Genomic DNA, 17,092 nt, shown 5'->3' with positions numbered 1-17,092 from the left:
GTCGGAGAAACCCCGCCGTCAACATGTAATTTTGTGAAACATTTGCGACGCCCAGCAGCTCTCTGGACCCTGCCCGCCAGCCGTCGTATCAGATTTCCATGGATATCCGCCCGCTCAGCCCCGATTTCGCCGTTGCCCCGCAAATCACCGTCGCAGACGTTGCCCTGCTGGCGGACGCTGGCTTCACCCATGTGATCTGCAACAGACCGCCACGAGAGAGCGCGCCCGACGAACGACCCGATGTGATCCGCGATGCGGTCGTGGGCGCAGGCATGGGGTTTACCGACAACCCGGTGTCCATGAACCAGATGACGCTTGATCATATCGAAGTGCAGGGGCAGGCGATGACAGGCAAAGTGCTCGCCTATTGTGCGTCCGGTACGCGGTCCGCGGTGTTATGGGCCTTGGCGCAGGCAGGCAAGCAACCGACGGACGACATCATCAAGGCGTTGACGGACGCGGGCTATCCGCTGGAGCAACTGCGCAGCCAGATTGACACTCTTGCGCAGCGTCAGCCCGCGCCCTAGCGTGGCGCCATGAGCAAAACACCAGATCATCGTTGGCACGATATGGGAGGTGATCCGGCAGGGTCCATTCCGATGGACAGCCATGATTTCGCCCTCTGGGAAAAGCGTGTGGACGCGCTGATGATCCTCGGGGCCGCCCGGGGACATTTTACTGTCGATGGCCTCCGCCGGGCCCTTGAAGATATGGGCGAAGACGCGTTCGAGAAGATGACCTATTACGAGCGCTGGATCGCTGCGATCAACCAGAACCTGATCGAAGCAGGTGTGTATTCACTGGAAGAACTTGGCTCGAAAATGGCCGAGGTCGAAGCGCGGGGCGAAACCTACGGAGCCGCGCAATGAACCTTACACCTGGCACCCGTGTACGCATCCGCGCGTGGTCCCCGCCGGGACATATCAGAACACCAAATTACCTGCGCGGGCGTACCGGCATAATTGAACGCGCACTTGGTCCGTTCGAAAATCCGGAGCAACGGGCATACGCCCTGCCCGCCCCCAAGCGTGAGCTCTACCGCGTGCGTTTCTCAATGGCAGAAATCTGGGGCAGCGACGCTGAACGGCCCGAAGATACGCTCGACGCCGAGGTTTATGCCCATTGGCTTGAGGAGGCCTGAGCCATGCCCCATGATCACCACGACCACCTTTCCCCCTCAGGTCACCCCTATCGCCAAGACAATGACGGTCCGCTCAGCTATTGGCAGACGATGGAAATCGCCGTCCGCGAGCTTATGATCGAAAAAGGAGAGGTCAGCGCCGCTGAAGTGTCCGCACAGATCGACGCAATGGACGCCCGGACCCCGGCCAATGGCGCTAGGGTCGTTGCGCGTGCGTGGAGCGACCCGGAATTCAAGGCACGGCTTCTGGCCAACGGCTCTGACGCTGCCCGTGAGATGGGATTCGACATCGGTCCGATGCATCTTGTCGCGGTGGAAAACACCGAGGACACTCATAACTTGATCGTCTGTACGCTTTGCTCGTGCTATCCGCGCAACCTTCTTGGCCTTCCGCCGGATTGGTACAAAACGCGGGAATATAGATCACGGGCGGTAAAAGAACCCCGCAAAGTTCTGTCGGAGTTCGGCCTTGATCTGCCGGAAAACACAACGCTTCGGGTTCACGACAGTACGGCCGACATGCGCTACATCGTCCTGCCCGCGCGCCCTAAAGGGACGGACAGCATGGACAGCGACGCACTCGCCGCACTTGTGACCCGTGACAGCATGATTGGCGTGGGTCTTCCCAAATCCCCCGCATGAGCCTCTTGCGAGCGAGCAACGCATGATCCAAAGCCCCACGGCCCGCGGGATCGCCATCTTCCTTCTTGCCGGGCTGATGTTCACGGGTATGGATCTGATGGCGAAGCTTTTGGCCAGCCGCGTTCACATCACCCAAACGCTCTGGGCGCGCTACGCAGTTCAAATGGTGATCGTCACCGCCCTGATCACCCCCCGCGCGCGGCAGGTCCTGAAAACGAAGTATCCGCGACTGCAAGCCGTCCGGTCGGTTTTCCTCTTTGCTGCTTCTGTTTTCTTTTTCGCGGCCTACCTGCGATTGGATCTGGCGGAAAGCATCGCAATCTCACAATTGTCCCCGCTCTGGCTTACCTTAGGCGGCGCTATTTTTCTTGGAGAACGGTTTGGCCCGGCTCGATTGATTGCCGTGCTCATCGGTCTGTGTGGCGCACTCATCATCATAAGACCCGGAACCGAAGCCTTTACGCCGTGGTCTTTCCTGCCGCTGATCGGAACACTTTGCTATGCAGGCTACGCCCTCACCACTCGTTTCGTAGGCGCGGATGAGGATGTCTGGACGTCGCTTTTCTACTCAGCGCTTTTTGCGACCGTCGTGCTGACCGTTGCGATGCCGTTCACATGGGTGCCGCTTGAGCGATCCGACATCCCGTTCCTCATTGGCATCGGCGCCTTTGGTGCGGCAGGTCAGCTGTTCCTGATCCGGGCGCTCAGCTTGACCGAAGCCGGGATCCTCGCCCCATTTTTCTACTGCTCGTTTCTTTGGGCCGTCATCTTCCAGATCACGATATTCGGCGATTTGCCGGATACCGCCACGCTCATCGGCGCGCTTGTGATCGTGGCCGCCGGACTTTATGTGTGGCGTCGCGAAACCCGAAAAAGTGCATGACACCACATGGCTCTTGGCAACATCACCTCCGTCCGAAAAGGCCCTGCGGAGTTCGCCTCCAATCTGGTGATCCGCGCGCTCATTGCGGCGGCTTTGGCCCTACCATATCGGTGGCGCATCCCACTCGCAGGCTGGATCGTCTCGCGCATCGTGTCGCCCTTGGCGGGCTATGACAAACGCATTCGTGAAAATCTGGCCCATGTGATGCCCGATCTTCCCAAAGCGGAGGTCGACCGACTTGTGCGCCAAGTCCCCAACAACGCGGGTAGAACCCTGATCGAGATCTATTCGGGCACGGACTTCACGGCACGCTTCTCTGATGCGCCGCTGACCGGTCCGGGCGTCGCAACTCTGGAGACTGCACGGGACGAGGGCCGCCCGGTCCTCCTGGTGACAGCACATTTCGGAAACTACGACGTGCCGCGGGCCGCCCTGATCGCACGCGGCTTTCGCGTTGGCGGTCTCTACCGCGAAATGAACAATCTCTATTTCAATCCGCATTACGTCGCCGCGATGGAGCAGATCGGAACGCCGGTGTTCCCCCGCGGGCGGAAAGGGCTGTCAGGCTTGATCCGGTTTCTAAGGGATGGGGGTATGGTCGGCATCCTGATCGACCAGTACATGCGCGACGGTGTTCCGATGGACTTCTTCGGGCAACCCGCGCCCACTGCGCTTTCGGCCGCCGAACTTGCGCTAAAATACAACGCTTTGGTGGTCCCGATTTACGGAATAAGACAGCCCAACGGATTGGACTTCGAGGTGGTTTGCGAAGCCCCAATCCCGGAGGGAAGCGCAGAGGATATCACTCAAGCACTCACCACCTCACTTGAAAAACAGGTGCGCCGGCACATGGATCAATGGTTCTGGATCCACCGCCGCTGGAAACCGGATCGCAAAATCCGAAAGCGCACTGGCTAAGGCTCAGTCAATCCGGGCCACGGACAGGATCGGACCGGACATGCCTTCCTGAAGGATCACGACCGCGGGGTTGTCGCCGCTGATCTTGACCTCTTCAGTCAAAGGTGCGCTCGGCGTCCACCGCCCAAGCGCCGTCCAGTCAGTGACGACATTGTGGTAGTCAAGCGTTTTGCCCGAGTTCTCGCCCTTGATAATCTTTGTCGTCTTCTTCGGATCATAGCGGACGAGATAAACCATCACGTCGCTGTTGATATCGACCAGCATGTCGGCCTTGATCTTGAGTGTGTCTCCGGTGCGCCCGACCTCAAGCTGAACCCGATCGGGTAGTTCCGCATGACGCTGGATATCTGCGGCCAGCTTCATCGCCTTTGTGCCAACGACGTGATCTCGACCTCCCACGACCATCTGTGGTGTATAGATCATAGTTTTCTCTGCCGCGCGCGCATAAGCGCGCTGGCGCTCCGAAAAAGCCGGCGAGGCAAAGGGGTCTTTCCATCCAAGATAGTCCCAATAGTCCACATGCAGCGACAAGGCGACGACATCATCCCGGTCCGTCAACTGACCCAAAATCTCATCAGCAGGGGGACAGGAAGAGCATCCTTGTGACGTGAACAATTCGACCAATACGGGATCAGCTATGGCTGCACCAACCATCCCAGATCCAATTGAAGTGCCCAGTACGGCAGCTGCCAAAACCCGCTTCATCGCACGCATAACTCATATCCCCGGCATCTCATTGGACGACAGCTAAGCCATCAGCGCAACCGCTTCCAATCAACCCTTTGCGATGAATTGTCATAACCAGCGCCGTGTGCGCTCAAAATAAAGCGTGGCCTCATCCCCAAAAGCCGCACGCAGCGCGGCTTCCTCCGGCAGCACGAACCTTCGGCTGAGAACGCCAAAAAAGAACGGAACAAGGACAAGGTTCAAAGGTTGCCCACGACCAATTACCGCGCCGATTAGAATAATGACAAAGGCAAGATAAATCGGGTTGCGGGAAACCTTGTAGGGTCCCTCGACGATCAGCGCATCCGGTGTGTGGTGTGGCTCAATCGTCGTTTTGCGCCGCCAGAACCACAAGGCCGACCATCCGATAAGCAGAAGACCTATCCCGATCAAACCCCAACTCAATGTATCCAGAAAACGGCTGCCGGGGTTACCGGGGATGGCTTTGGCAATCGCCCAGTTGAGTGCCAAAAACAGCAAAAGCCAAAGCGGCGGGAGGTCAGGAAAACCCTTCATATCACCATCAAACAGCGCTGCGCCCGACTTGTCAAAACGGCCCTTCTTTCTGGCTCAAATACTCTCGCCGAAGGTACACAACAACCTCAACGCAAAGCGCGTTTGCAAGATTTCCCAATCGCAACAAGAGACGGCAATTGCCCGCCCCGACTAGGGGCGGGCTCAAAGCTAGGGCGGCGTCAGCCGCTCAATGTGACAGGATCAAGCCGCCTTGGCGAGGTTGCGCAAAACATAGTGCAGCACACCGCCATTCTCGACATACTCTTTCTCGATCGCCGTATCGATCCGGCATTTCAGCGTGATCTCTTTCACGCTGCCATCCGCCATGGTGATTGTGCAAGGCACTTCGCTCAACGGCTTGAGATCACCCTCCAGCCCGGAGATCGAAACGGTTTCTTCACCGGTCAAACCCAACGACTTGCGGGTATCTCCGCCCGTAAATTCGAACGGGATCACGCCCATGCCCACGAGGTTGGAGCGATGGATACGCTCAAAATTCTCGGCAATTACGGCCTTCACACCCAGAAGCGCTGTGCCTTTCGCCGCCCAGTCTCGTGACGATCCGGCGCCGTATTGCTCGCCCCCGAAGATGACCAGCGGTGTGCTGTCCTTTTGATAAGCCATCGCTGCGTCGAAGATCGACATTTGCGAACCGTCGGGGCCTTTCGTGTAGCCACCTTCGACACCGTCCAGCATCTCGTTGCGGATGCGGATATTGGCGAATGTGCCGCGCATCATCACCTCGTGATTGCCACGCCGCGCCCCGTAGGAGTTGAACTCGCGCGGCGCGACCTGACGCTCTGTCAGATACTTGCCCGCAGGTGTGGACTCCTTGAACGACCCAGCTGGAGAGATGTGGTCCGTCGTGATCATATCGCCGAGAACAGCCAGAACTTTAGCGTCTTTCACGTCCGAGATCGTTCCGGCCTCTTTTCCCATGTCTTGGAAGTAGGGCGGGTTTTGAACGTAGGTCGAGGTTGATGGCCAGTCATAGGTCAGACTGTCTGTGGTCTCCACGCCTTGCCATTTGTCATCGCCCTTGAAGACATCGGCATATTTCGACTGGAAGGCTTCGCGCGTCACGGTCTGCTCGACCAGTTCCGCGATCTCTTTCTGGGAAGGCCAAATGTCTTTCAGGAAGACGTCATTCCCATCCTGATCCTGTCCCAGCGGCTCCTTCGTAATGTCGACATTCATGTCACCTGCCAACGCATAAGCCACAACCAGCGGAGGCGACGCCAAGTAGTTCGCGCGCACGTCGGGGCTGATCCGACCCTCGAAGTTCCGGTTGCCTGACAAAACTGACGTCGCAATCAGATCGCCTTTGTTGATGGCGTCCGAAAGTTCCTTCTGAATCGGGCCAGAGTTCCCAATGCAGGTCGTGCAGCCATACCCCACGAGGTTGAACCCAATAGCATCCAAGTCTTCCTGCAATTCCGCCGCCTCCAGATAGGCGGACACCACTTGCGAGCCGGGTGCGAGCGATGTCTTCACCCATGGCTTGCGGTTGAGCCCTTTTTCGCGGGCTTTCCGTGCAACCAGACCCGCACCGATCATAACGTAGGGATTCGACGTATTCGTGCAGGACGTGATTGACGCAATCACGATGGACCCGTCATGCAGCTTGTAATCTTCACCTTCAACTTCAGCAGCGTTGTGATGACCGATATCACCCGGAATACTGTGTGGTGCGGGCTGACCGCCCTCGCCCGTCCAGTCCTGCTTGGCGTTCGCATTTGCCGAAGGCTCTGGTCGCTGGCCTTTGATATAGGCGTGGAACGTCTCTGCCGCCTTATCGAGCGCGATATAGTCTTGCGGCCGTTTTGGGCCGGAAATCGCAGGCACGATGGTGCCCATATCCAACTCAAGAGTATCCGTGTAGGTCGGCGCATAATCCGCGTCACGCCAGAAACCATTTTCCTTTGCATAGGCTTCGACCAGCGCAATCGTCTCGTGATCGCGACCGGTGGTCGTCAGATAGCGCAGCGTTTCGTCGTCAATGGGGAAGAACCCACACGTCGCACCGTATTCCGGGGCCATGTTGCCGATTGTCGCACGATCCGCGAGCGGCAACGTGTCGAGACCTTCGCCGTAGAACTCTACGAATTTGCCGACAACACCCTTCTCGCGCAGCATTTCGACGACCTTCAGAACCAAATCGGTCCCGGTCGTCCCTTCCATCATCGCGCCGGTCAGTTTGAAGCCGATAACTTCAGGGATCAGCATCGAGATTGGCTGACCCAGCATGGCCGCCTCAGCCTCGATCCCGCCGACACCCCAGCCAAGGACAGCGGCACCATTGACCATCGTCGTATGGCTGTCTGTGCCCACGAGCGTATCAGGATAGGCAACGACCTCGCCATTCTGATCTTCGTCCGACCAAACAGTTTTCGCCAAGTACTCAAGGTTTACCTGGTGACAGATGCCAGTTCCGGGTGGGACCACGCGGAAATTGTTGAAGGCAGACTGACCCCATTTCAGAAAGGTATAGCGCTCCATATTGCGCTCATACTCGCGGTCCACGTTCATCTGGAATGCGCGGGGGTTACCAAACTCGTCAATCATGACTGAGTGGTCGATGACGAGGTCGACCGGGTTCAGTGGGTTGATCTTTTCGGCGTCGCCCCCAAGCGCCACCAGACCGTCACGCATCGCAGCCAGATCGACCACTGCGGGCACGCCGGTAAAGTCCTGCATCAGCACGCGAGCGGGGCGATATGCGATCTCGCGTGGGTTCTTACCGCCGTTCTCCTGCCACTCGGAAAAAGCTTTAATGTCATCGGTTGAGACCGTCTTGCCGTCTTCGAAGCGCAGCATGTTTTCCAGCACGACCTTGAGCGCTGCAGGCAGTTTGGAGAAGTCGCCCAAGCCAGCCTCTTCGGCGGCCTTGATCGAATAGTAGGCGTAACTTTTGTCGCCAACTTTCAGAGATTTGCGGGTTTTTGAGGTGTCTTGTCCGACGACGATTGGCATGAGGGCCCTCCAAATACAGGATATGAATCTCGGCTATTGCAGGCGTCATGCCCCATAGTTCATGGCCGATCAAGGGCCGAAACGCCTTCTGCGACAATAATTGTATGCAATTGCATACTGATTTTGTCATAACTGCGCCTTTTCGGCTCAGGTGCTTTGCGGTAAGCGGGTCAAATGGGGATTTCTGTTTCAAATCTTGCCTGTGAGCGTGGGAGCACGCGCATCCTGGAGGGCGTGGATTTCGATGTTCCAGACGGCCAAGCCCTGATTCTCCGAGGTCCAAACGGGGCCGGAAAGACCACCCTGCTGCGTTGCCTTGCAGGTCTAACACCACCCGCGGGTGGCACCCTGACACATGATACAGATGATGTAGCCTATGCCGCGCACGCGGATGGGCTGAAGGCGCAATTGACCGCGGGCGAAAATCTCCGGTTCTGGGCGCGAGTTTACGGCAGTGGTGACATCGCACCGGCAGCGGACGCGTTTCGTTTGCACGATCTTGTGGACCGCCCTGCCCAGTACCTGTCTGCTGGTCAGAAACGCCGTCTGGCATTGGCCCGGCTTACTTTGACGAACCGCCCGATCTGGTGTCTTGATGAACCGACGGTGTCCCTAGATGCGCAGAACGTCGGCCGGTTTGCGGATGCGGTGCGCGCGCATATGGCGGGCGGTGGTGTGGCGCTGATCGCAACCCATATCGATCTTGGTCTCGACACGGCCCGCGTCTTGGACATCAGCCAGTTCACCGCCTCTGCGGATGGCACGGAGCATGATCCGTTTCTTGATGAGGCACTGTCGTGATTCCAGTTCTCCAGCGTGATCTGGCCCTTGCTGTTAAAGGTGGCGGCGGTTTCGGTCTGGGGCTGGCATTTTTCCTGATCATCGTGGTTCTTGTGCCATTTGGCGTTGGCCCGCAGTCAGAGCTGCTCAGCCGCATCGCGCCCGGCATCCTCTGGGTGGGCGCCCTGTTGTCGTGTCTTTTGTCTTTGGATCGGATTTTTCAGCTCGATTTCGAAGACGGATCTCTGGATCTTTTGGCAACTTCACCCTTGCCGCTCGAAACGCTGGCTTTGGCAAAAGCCGCCGCCCATTGGCTGACGACCGGGCTGCCGCTGACACTCGCGGCGCCGATTTTGGGATTGCTCCTGAGCCTGCCCACCAGCGCAGTTTTCTGGCTGGTTCTGACACTGGCAATCGGGACACCTGCGTTGTCGCTGATCGGGGCCTTCGGCGCTGCGTTGACCGTCGGCCTGAAACGCGGCGGGTTGCTGTTGTCCATTCTCGTCCTGCCGTTGTATATCCCAACCCTAATCTTCGGGGCAGAAGTGGTGCGCAGGGGGGCGGACGGTTTGGCAACGGCAACGCCGCTTTTGTTTCTGGGCGGCATCACCGCAGGCGCTCTGGCGATCCTGCCTTTTGCAACGGCGGCGGCTGTCCGCATCAACCTGCGCTAGGCGGAAGAAGGTGTCGCGAACAAAAGACCGTGGTCTTACGTCTGAGCCCATTGCCCCCGGCGTAGCGGTCCCTTAGGTTTTCGCCATGTCGATTTGGAAATACGCAAATCCCAAGAAATTCATGGAGACGTCGGGCTGGCTTCTTCCGTATGTCACTGTGTCTGCAGTGGTCTGCCTGTGTGTCGGATTGGTCTGGGGCTTTTTCTTCACGCCGGATGATTTCCGTCAGGGCTCAACCGTTAAAATCATCTATCTGCACGTCCCGTCAGCGCTGATGGCCATCAACGCGTGGCTGATGATGCTGGTTGCCTCGCTGGTCTGGCTTGTTCGACGTCACCATGTCTCGGCCCTTGCGGCCAAGGCGGCAGCGCCCGTTGGCGTGACGATGACACTAATAGCTCTGGCAACAGGGGCTATTTGGGGGGAGCCGCTCTGGGGCACCTATTGGGCATGGGATCCGCGTCTGACATCGTTTCTGATCCTTTTTCTGTTTTATCTCGGCTACATGGCCTTATGGGAGGCGATCGAAGATCCGGATACAGCAGCCGATCTGACCTCTGTCCTCTGTCTTGTTGGGTCGGTTTTTGCGTTGCTCAGCCGCTATGCTGTGAACTTCTGGAACCAAGGTCTGCATCAGGGCGCGTCCCTGTCTTTGGACAAGGAAAAGAATGTGGCGGACGTTTTCTATCACCCCCTGCTTGTCAGCATCGCGGGCTTTGTCCTGTTGTTTCTCGCACTTGTGCTGTTGCGCACGCGGACAGAGATAAGGGCCCGGCGTCTGAAGGCACTGTTACGTCGGGAGCAAACCGCATGACATTTATCTCAGATTTAAGGCCGCCCAGAGATGTCTAGCCTCATGCCGGATCTGGGGAAGTATGCCGGGACTGTTCTCAGTTCCTATGCAGCCTCGATTGCTTTGGTCGTGATCCTTGTCGCGCTGTCCCTCTGGCGCGCGCGTTTGGTCCAACGGCAATTGGCAGATGCCGAGACCGCCTATGCCAGAACACAGGCCGGCAACAAGACCGCCGAACACGAAACCGCTGCAAAAAAGAAGACGACCGCTGCGGCAGGTTCTGCCAACGATGCGGTCGCCCCCCAGTAACCTGCCTTTACAGACAGTCTGCTCGAAAACTCGTCAATCTCAGATCACCAGCGATATCCGATGGGAATTAGATCAGTAGATATAGCGGATCTGGTCGGCCCAATAGCGTTCCATCCGGCGGAGTGCTGCGTTGATCTCGTCAATGCCGTTCATCCCGATGACACCCTTTTCCTCAAGGCCGCCCGCATGACGCGAGAACAGATCGGACACCTGATCGCGGATTTCACGGCCCTTTTCGGTCAGGCGAACCCGCACCGATCGCCGGTCAATCTCACACCGCTGATGATGCATATATCCCATCTCAACCAGCTTCTTGAGATTATAAGAAACGTTGGAACCCTGATAATAGCCACGCGACTTCAACTCACCCGCGGTGACTTCGTTGTCACCGATATTGAACAGGAGCAGCGCTTGAACGGCGTTGATATCAAGGACACCAAGTCTTTCGAACTCATCCTTGATTACATCCAACAAAAGGCGGTGGAGCCGTTCGACCAACGCCAAACTCTCCAGATAACCAGACATAAAATCCCGTGCTGACGGGTTGGCCATCCGTTCGTATTTACTCATGAAGTGTTCTCCGCCATTCACTGCTCTTGGCGGGACATTGGCACCAGATTCCCAAATATTGAGTTAAGTTGGGTGTGCTTCTGTTGTTTTTTTCAAATTGCCGTTGTTTCGCGCACGATCCGACGCATCAAATCATCGTAGGCGGCGGGTGTCGCGGACTGACCTGAGGCCCATTGATATAAATCGTGGTCATTTTCTTCGAGCATCTGATCGTAAAGTTCGAGTTCCGCGTCGGTCAATCCCGACAGCCCTGCATTCGCGAACCCACCAAGGATCAGATCCATCTCCTTGATCCCGCGTCGCCAAGATCGTAGGCGCAGGCGCTTAAGGCGAATTTCGCGCGTCTCGCCCATTATGCGGTCGCCAGAAGTTTGCTCAGGCGTTTTTCCAAACCACCTAAATGATCTGTCATCCGTGCAAATTCGGCCCGCGTGCGGCGTAATTCCAAAAGAAGCTCTTTCACATCGGCGGGCATATTCGCTTCGGCTTCAGGATCGGGCAGGCCGTCCCCCTCCCCCGTCAAAAGCCAGACAATCGAGACATTCATCAGCCCCGCCATCATCTGCAGCTTGTTGGCGCGCGGCTCTGACAGATCATCTTCCCAGCCCCGGACCGTCTTGAGTTTCACACCCAGCTTCTTAGCGAGATCCTGCTGGCCCAATCCCACGGCCTCGCGCGCAGCGACCACCCTGTCACCGAACGTTGCCGCTTCATTGCCAAAATACGATCCGTCTTGAAAATCTTCCATGCTGAAACCTTCTGATCGTTTCCAAGTGTTTGCGGCCCAACCGGCCTTGTGCGCCTGACGTCCAACAAATAAGACATCTTTGCACGGCTTAACAGCACACAAAGGTATGGCCCATGTCGTTTCTGTCAAAGACACTCGATCGCGTAAAACCGTCGCCGACCATCGCGGTAACGCAAAAAGCTGCAGAGTTGAAGCGCGCGGGCAAGGACGTCATAGGCCTGGGTGCGGGCGAGCCGGACTTCGATACGCCCGATAACATCAAGGCGGCCGCAAAAGCCGCGATTGATGCCGGTAAAACCAAGTACACGGCGCCCGACGGCATTCCCGAGTTGAAGGAGGCGATCTGCGCCAAGTTCAAGCGCGACAACGGGCTGGACTACACAACATCGCAGGTCAGCGTGGCCTCTGGCGGCAAGCAGATACTTTATAACGCACTGATGGCGACTCTGAACGAGGGCGACGAGGTTGTGATCCCGGCGCCCTACTGGGTGAGCTATCCGGACATGGTTCTTCTTGCGGGCGGCACACCGGTGATTGCGGAAGCCTCGCTCCAGACGAATTTCAAACTGACCGCGGACCAGTTGGAAGACGCAATCACGGACAAAACAAAGTGGCTGATCTTCAACTCGCCATCGAACCCGACCGGCGCAGGGTATTCGAAGGAAGAATTGAAAGAGCTGACCGACGTTCTGATGCGTCATCCTCATGTCTGGGTGATGACCGACGATATGTACGAGCACCTGGCCTATGACGGTTTCGAATTCACAACGCCTGCCCAGATCGAACCGGCGCTTTATGACCGGACACTGACCGTAAATGGCGTGTCCAAAGCCTATTCCATGACCGGCTGGCGGATCGGCTACGCGGCAGGACCAGAAAAGCTGATCGCGGCGATGCGAAAGGTTCAGTCTCAATCCACGTCGAACCCCTGCTCCATTAGCCAATGGGCCGCGGTCGAGGCTTTGAACGGGACGCAGGACTTCATCGCACCGAACAATGAGATGTTTGTGCGTCGTCGTGATCTGGTGGTCGAGATGCTGAATGCAGCCGACGGGATCAGTTGTCCGAAACCCGAAGGGGCGTTTTACGTCTACCCTTCCATCGCGGGCTGCATCGGAAAGACCTCAGCGGGGGGCGCGAAGATTGAAGATGACGAGACCTTCGCAACGGCCCTCTTGGAAGAGGAAGGCGTGGCAGTGGTTTTTGGCGCTGCTTTCGGTCTTAGCCCCAACTTCCGCGTCAGCTATGCGACGTCGGATGAGGCGCTTAAGGAAGCTTGCACGCGCATCCAGAAATTCTGCGCGGGTTTAAACTGAACACCGTGAATAAATCCGGGGCTTGATGGCCGGAAGGTCAGCCAGGTCCTGGGTGCGCTACGTCCCAGCTGCGATTTTTTTGTAAATGTCCTGACATCGCGATCCCGTCCCGGAAAACGCGAGCACGGGTTTTGGCAGCCGGTCAAACGCAGCCTGAAAGCGACGCAGTGTGTCATCATCGGCACCGGTTCGAGAGATCGGAACATACGCGATCTCCAATCCGGCGTTGGCGGCGAACGGCTCAATCTCTTTAAATAGTTGCTGGGCGATATCTTCCCCATCCGGGCGGTTGCAGATGACCGACCGAAATCCCAAAGCGCGGATCACGGGAAAATCGCTGCTGGAGATCTGTCCCGTCGTGCTGAAAATATCCGACAGTTTGTTCAGTTTCATGCGCGGTCTCCGCCGTTAAGGGGGTTCACGGGTCCAAGCGGAGCCCTCAGGACCCAGATGCCACCGTCCGTTCTGATCAGACTGCGGCTGCCACCAAGCCTAGTCCGACCGCAGAAATAGACATTGATCTCCCTCAACGAAGAGATCGCCATTGGCTGGATGGGAGATCGAACGTGTTGTGTCGCCCCAAATGTTCACTTATTGTTCTAGTGCTTCGAAGCATTATCAGAGGAGGGTTTGACACATGATTCAAGGGAGTTGTTGCTGTGGAGCGGTGAAATTTAGAGTGTTGGCTGAACCGTCGATGATGGGCACCTGTCATTGCTCTCGCTGCCGGAAAGTCGGCGCAAGCGCAATCGTGTTCATCAAGAAGAGCGATCTGGAATGGGTCCAAGGCAAGGAAAAGCTTACAACCTTCCAACCCGCGGCCCCTTACCTATACAGCCGGTGCTTCTGCCAGATCTGCGGCACCTCGCTGGGCGAAATTCTATCGGATGACGACACCTTTCCAATTTCGGCAAACGCGCTTGATGACGCGTTCGAGGTTCGAAACCAGTTTCATGAGTTTGTCGCTGAGAAACCCTCCTGGTACGAAATTTGCGACGCAGCACAACAGTTCCAAGGTCATCCGACCCGGTCATGAGTGCATGAGGCTGAGCTGGCCTGTTCCGGACCAGCACCGGATGCTTGCCCCCTCGCCTCAATCACTGCACGGTCAGCAAAGGGGAGGATTGGCATGACCAAGCAGGACTTTACCGGAAAAACAGCTGTCATCACCGGCGGCGCGCAGGGGATTGGATTGGCCGTTGCAGACCGGCTGGCGCGCGCGCGGGCGCAAGTGGCGTCGTGGGATATGAACGCCGAGCAAAACACAGACGCAATGAACAGGCTGGGCGGCTTTGCAACGATTTGTGATGTCAGCGATGCGGCATCGGTCAGAGAAGCCCTTGCTGTGACCGAAAGCGCCCTGGGGCCTGTCGATATTCTGGTGAATTCAGCGGGGATCGCAGGGCCGAACATGCCAATACAGGACTACGATGATGCAGCTTGGCACCAGATCATCGCGGTCAACCTCACAGGCACTTACAATACCAACAAAGCAGTTATCCCCGGTATGCGGGACCGAAACTACGGACGTATCCTGAACATCGCATCGATCGCGGGCAAGGAAGGCAATCCCAACGCCTGCGCATACTCTGCGTCGAAGGCGGGCGTCATCGGGTTCACCAAATCTGCCGGAAAAGAGAACGCCGACAAGGACATCGCGATCAACTGCGTGACACCGGCTGCCGCACGCACCCCGATCTTCGATCAGATGAGTGCGGCGCATATCGAGTACATGCTCTCGAAAATTCCACGGGGACGATTCTTGGAGGTCGCGGAGGCTGCGAACATGATCGCATGGGCCGTATGCGCCGAAAATGCCTTCACCACGGGTGCAGTCTTCGATCTGTCCGGCGGTCGCGCGACCTACTAGGCATTGATTAAGCTACCTGCTTGAACCGCCTTAACATTCCGCGATACGAAGACGCACTCCTATACAGAAAGCGGCTTTGACCATGACAATGCTCGGGACATTCCTGAAGCCGATGCACCCGGAAGGGATCAAGTTTGTCGCCATCTTTGCAGTGGTCACGGCAGGTCTGTTCTGGATCTCATCCATCCTCGGCTGGATCGGTGTTGGTTTGACCGTCTGGTGTTACTACTTCTTTCGCGACCCCAAGCGAACGACACCGCAGCGCGACGGTCTAATCGTCAGTCCTGCGGATGGAATCGTCTCCCTGATAGAGCCCGCCGTTCCACCGAAGGAACTGGGTATGGCCGACGCACCGCTGACACGCGTCAGCGTTTTCATGAATGTGTTCAATTGCCACGTGAACCGCGCGCCCATTGCGGGCAAGATCGCGGCGATCGCATACCATCCGGGCACCTTCGTTAATGCATCGCTCGATAAGGCGAGCGCTGACAACGAACGCAACAGCCTGTGCATCGAGACCGCAGCTGGTCAACAGATTGTCGTTGTTCAAATCGCTGGCCTGGTGGCGCGCCGCATTGTCTGCTTCGTCAAAAAAGGCAATCAGCTGCGCGCCGGCGAGCGGTTTGGCCTGATCCGCTTCGGCTCCCGTCTTGACGTCTATCTGCCCGACGGCGTCGCCCCGCATGTTAGCGTGGGACAGACGATGGTCGCGGGTGAAACGGTTTTGGCCGATCTTGCCTCGGACGAGGCGCGCCGGACCGGTCAGACGGAATGACCGATGCGCGGTGACACCCCCGATCCGGACGATCCCAAGGCTCGGGGCGGTTCAGGCGCGCGGGCTGACCTGCCCCTTATTCAGCTGTTACCCAACCTTCTGACAATCTTGGCTATCTGCGCAGGCCTCACGGCCATTCGGTTCGCAGTTCAGGGCAATTTCGAAACAGCAGTCAAATTGATCCTTGTGGCCTGCGTGCTGGATGCATTGGACGGCAAACTGGCGCGTCTACTCAAAAGCGAAAGTACACTCGGCGCGGAGCTTGATTCCTTGGCCGATTTTGTGAACTTCGGCGTGGCCCCTGTGCTCATGATCTACATCTGGGCGCTACAGGATATGAGCGGCCCCGGATGGATCGCCGTTTTGAGTTTCTCCGTCAGCTGCGCGATCCGATTGGCCCGATTTAATGTAGGCCATAAATCGGATTCCGAGGATGGACAGAACACTTTTTTCGTTGGTGTCCCCGCCCCCGCCGGAGCGCTTTTGGTGATGTTCCCGATGTTCTTGTCATTCGCCCTGTCGGACAACCCGATCCTGATGCCAGAAGTGATCATTCTGCATACGATCTGCGTGGCGCTTCTGATGATCAGTCGCCTGCCCACATACTCGATCAAGAACGTGACCATCTCTCGCAGTAACATAAAGTTCTTCCTGCTCGGCATGGTCTTCGGTTCCTGGGCGCTTCTGACGTATATCTGGGCAACGCTCGTTCTGTTCGACCTGATTTATATCGTTGGCCTCTTTCTGGCCTGGCGCAGCAAAAAACAGCACTCCCAGCAACACGGAGATATGTGATGGATATTCAAGCCGTTCAGAAATCATATGCGCGATGGGCGCCGGTCTACGACAAAACCTTCGGGGCGATCACGGGTATCGGGCGTCGGCGCGCGGTAAAGTACATCAACACTCAGGGTCCAAGTATATTGGAAGTCGGCGTCGGAACTGGTCTCTCTTTGGAGGATTACACTTCGGACAAAGAAGTCGTTGGCATTGACGCAAGTGCGGAAATGTTGGGAAAGGCGCGCGTCAAAGTAGACGAGAAAGGTCTGACCCACGTTAAGGCATTGGAGGAGATGGATGCCCGCGCGCTTAAATTCCCCGACAATCATTTTGACACGGTCGCAGCCATGCATATCGTTTCCGTCGTACCGGAACCCGAGCGTGTCGTGGCAGAGATGGCCCGTGTCTGCAAACCAGGCGGAAAAGTAGTGATCACCAATCACTTCGCGCGGGATACAGGTGTTCTTTCACTGGCCGAGCGGATCACAGCGCCATTCGCCAACCTCATCGGCTGGCATTCGGATTTCAGGATCGAGACGGTTTTGCAGGAACCCAGTTTGAAGCTGACCGACAAACGCACCCTGCCTCCGGTCGGCATGATGACACTGCTGATCTTCGAGAAAGAAGCTTAGGCCATCGCGGTTAGAAATTAGCCCGAGCTCCTCAAACTCCGTCTCG

The 17,092-nt window shown here is 57.1% G+C and carries 23 protein-coding genes; 16 read left to right on the top strand and 7 right to left on the bottom strand.

What is annotated here, in order from left to right; translation table 11 throughout:
- Window positions 1-98: 98 nt before the first annotated feature.
- From KIN_RS03580 to KIN_RS03555, 6 genes are read left to right on the top strand one after another with little or no spacing between them, the layout of a single operon-like run.
- Window positions 99-527 carry a protein tyrosine phosphatase family protein gene (locus KIN_RS03580; RefSeq protein ID WP_159804568.1) on the top strand — a complete coding sequence of 143 codons (429 nt, stop codon included), beginning with the start codon at window positions 99-101 and terminating at the stop codon, window positions 525-527.
- 9 nt (window positions 528-536) lie between these two features.
- Window positions 537-869: a ScnB-like protein gene (locus KIN_RS22660; RefSeq protein WP_373281635.1), complete on the top strand. Its 333-nt coding sequence runs from the start codon at window positions 537-539 to the stop codon at window positions 867-869.
- A complete protein-coding gene (locus tag KIN_RS22655; RefSeq protein WP_159804567.1) occupies window positions 866-1,141 on the top strand; it encodes an SH3-like domain-containing protein in 276 nt (91 codons plus the stop codon). Before KIN_RS22660 ends, KIN_RS22655 begins: the two co-directional genes overlap by 4 nt.
- Before the next feature lie 3 nt (window positions 1,142-1,144).
- Window positions 1,145-1,783 carry a nitrile hydratase subunit alpha gene (gene nthA / locus KIN_RS03565; RefSeq protein WP_159804566.1) on the top strand — a complete coding sequence of 213 codons (639 nt, stop codon included), beginning with the start codon at window positions 1,145-1,147 and terminating at the stop codon, window positions 1,781-1,783.
- A gap of 22 nt (window positions 1,784-1,805) precedes the next feature.
- Complete coding sequence (locus tag KIN_RS03560) at window positions 1,806-2,666, top strand: DMT family transporter (protein ID WP_159804565.1); 861 nt, start codon at window positions 1,806-1,808, stop codon at window positions 2,664-2,666.
- A gap of 21 nt (window positions 2,667-2,687) precedes the next feature.
- Window positions 2,688-3,584 (top strand): lysophospholipid acyltransferase family protein, encoded by an 897-nt coding sequence (locus KIN_RS03555; RefSeq protein WP_159805338.1) that lies wholly within the window; start codon window positions 2,688-2,690, stop codon window positions 3,582-3,584.
- Window positions 3,585-3,587: 3 nt separating this feature from the next.
- Here the strand turns inward: KIN_RS03555 and KIN_RS03550 are convergent, their stop codons facing one another.
- The 3 genes from KIN_RS03550 to acnA form a co-directional block, all read right to left on the bottom strand.
- Window positions 3,588-4,298, bottom strand: coding sequence for a DUF1223 domain-containing protein (locus KIN_RS03550; RefSeq protein ID WP_243144802.1), 711 nt, complete (start codon window positions 4,296-4,298; stop codon window positions 3,588-3,590).
- An 81-nt stretch (window positions 4,299-4,379) separates the two neighbouring features.
- A complete protein-coding gene (locus tag KIN_RS03545; protein WP_159804564.1) occupies window positions 4,380-4,826 on the bottom strand; it encodes a methyltransferase family protein in 447 nt (148 codons plus the stop codon).
- A gap of 201 nt (window positions 4,827-5,027) precedes the next feature.
- Complete coding sequence (gene acnA / locus KIN_RS03540; RefSeq protein ID WP_159804563.1) at window positions 5,028-7,799, bottom strand: aconitate hydratase AcnA; 2,772 nt, start codon at window positions 7,797-7,799, stop codon at window positions 5,028-5,030.
- 174 nt (window positions 7,800-7,973) lie between these two features.
- Between acnA and ccmA the strand changes: the two genes are divergently transcribed.
- The 4 genes from ccmA to ccmD all read left to right on the top strand — a co-directional run bounded on the left by ccmA (window position 7,974) and on the right by ccmD (window position 10,355).
- Entirely contained in the window at window positions 7,974-8,600 is a 627-nt protein-coding gene (gene ccmA, locus KIN_RS03535; RefSeq protein ID WP_159804562.1) for a heme ABC exporter ATP-binding protein CcmA, read from the top strand.
- A complete protein-coding gene (ccmB, locus tag KIN_RS03530; RefSeq protein ID WP_159804561.1) occupies window positions 8,597-9,253 on the top strand; it encodes a heme exporter protein CcmB in 657 nt (218 codons plus the stop codon). The genes ccmA and ccmB overlap by 4 nt, the downstream gene beginning before the upstream one ends.
- A gap of 85 nt (window positions 9,254-9,338) precedes the next feature.
- Window positions 9,339-10,067, top strand: coding sequence for a heme ABC transporter permease (locus tag KIN_RS03525; protein ID WP_159804560.1), 729 nt, complete (start codon window positions 9,339-9,341; stop codon window positions 10,065-10,067).
- A gap of 30 nt (window positions 10,068-10,097) precedes the next feature.
- Complete coding sequence (gene ccmD / locus KIN_RS22650) at window positions 10,098-10,355, top strand: heme exporter protein CcmD (RefSeq protein ID WP_373281634.1); 258 nt, start codon at window positions 10,098-10,100, stop codon at window positions 10,353-10,355.
- Window positions 10,356-10,427: 72 nt separating this feature from the next.
- Here ccmD and KIN_RS03515 read toward each other — a convergent pair whose 3' ends face one another.
- The 3 genes from KIN_RS03515 to KIN_RS03505 form a co-directional block, all read right to left on the bottom strand.
- Window positions 10,428-10,925 (bottom strand): MarR family winged helix-turn-helix transcriptional regulator, encoded by a 498-nt coding sequence (locus tag KIN_RS03515; RefSeq protein WP_174239089.1) that lies wholly within the window; start codon window positions 10,923-10,925, stop codon window positions 10,428-10,430.
- A gap of 92 nt (window positions 10,926-11,017) precedes the next feature.
- Window positions 11,018-11,278 carry a succinate dehydrogenase assembly factor 2 gene (locus tag KIN_RS03510; RefSeq protein WP_159804559.1) on the bottom strand — a complete coding sequence of 87 codons (261 nt, stop codon included), beginning with the start codon at window positions 11,276-11,278 and terminating at the stop codon, window positions 11,018-11,020.
- Window positions 11,278-11,673 carry a helix-turn-helix domain-containing protein gene (locus tag KIN_RS03505; protein WP_159804558.1) on the bottom strand — a complete coding sequence of 132 codons (396 nt, stop codon included), beginning with the start codon at window positions 11,671-11,673 and terminating at the stop codon, window positions 11,278-11,280. Before KIN_RS03505 ends, KIN_RS03510 begins: the two co-directional genes overlap by 1 nt.
- 113 nt (window positions 11,674-11,786) lie before the next feature.
- Between KIN_RS03505 and KIN_RS03500 the strand changes: the two genes are divergently transcribed.
- Window positions 11,787-12,989 carry a pyridoxal phosphate-dependent aminotransferase gene (locus KIN_RS03500; protein ID WP_159804557.1) on the top strand — a complete coding sequence of 401 codons (1,203 nt, stop codon included), beginning with the start codon at window positions 11,787-11,789 and terminating at the stop codon, window positions 12,987-12,989.
- Window positions 12,990-13,046: 57 nt separating this feature from the next.
- Here the strand turns inward: KIN_RS03500 and KIN_RS03495 are convergent, their stop codons facing one another.
- A complete protein-coding gene (locus KIN_RS03495) occupies window positions 13,047-13,382 on the bottom strand; it encodes a protein tyrosine phosphatase family protein (protein ID WP_159804556.1) in 336 nt (111 codons plus the stop codon).
- Between the two features lie 244 nt (window positions 13,383-13,626).
- On the opposite strand from KIN_RS03495, the gene KIN_RS03490 reads away from it, so the two are divergent.
- The 5 genes from KIN_RS03490 (at window position 13,627) to KIN_RS03470 (ending at window position 17,046) form a co-directional block, all read left to right on the top strand.
- Entirely contained in the window at window positions 13,627-14,025 is a 399-nt protein-coding gene (locus KIN_RS03490; RefSeq protein ID WP_159804555.1) for a GFA family protein, read from the top strand.
- A gap of 93 nt (window positions 14,026-14,118) precedes the next feature.
- Window positions 14,119-14,859 (top strand): SDR family NAD(P)-dependent oxidoreductase, encoded by a 741-nt coding sequence (locus KIN_RS03485; protein ID WP_159804554.1) that lies wholly within the window; start codon window positions 14,119-14,121, stop codon window positions 14,857-14,859.
- Window positions 14,860-14,941: 82 nt separating this feature from the next.
- Entirely contained in the window at window positions 14,942-15,634 is a 693-nt protein-coding gene (locus KIN_RS03480) for a phosphatidylserine decarboxylase (protein ID WP_159804553.1), read from the top strand.
- A 3-nt stretch (window positions 15,635-15,637) separates the two neighbouring features.
- A complete protein-coding gene (gene pssA / locus KIN_RS03475) occupies window positions 15,638-16,429 on the top strand; it encodes a CDP-diacylglycerol--serine O-phosphatidyltransferase (RefSeq protein WP_159804552.1) in 792 nt (263 codons plus the stop codon).
- Window positions 16,429-17,046 (top strand): class I SAM-dependent methyltransferase, encoded by a 618-nt coding sequence (locus tag KIN_RS03470; RefSeq protein WP_159804551.1) that lies wholly within the window; start codon window positions 16,429-16,431, stop codon window positions 17,044-17,046. Before pssA ends, KIN_RS03470 begins: the two co-directional genes overlap by 1 nt.
- Window positions 17,047-17,092: the final 46 nt, after the last annotated feature.

Source organism: Litoreibacter roseus, from assembly GCF_009811795.1.
GTDB classification, from domain to species: domain Bacteria; phylum Pseudomonadota; class Alphaproteobacteria; order Rhodobacterales; family Rhodobacteraceae; genus Litoreibacter; species Litoreibacter roseus.
This window is presented reverse-complemented; position numbering and strand designations above follow the sequence as displayed.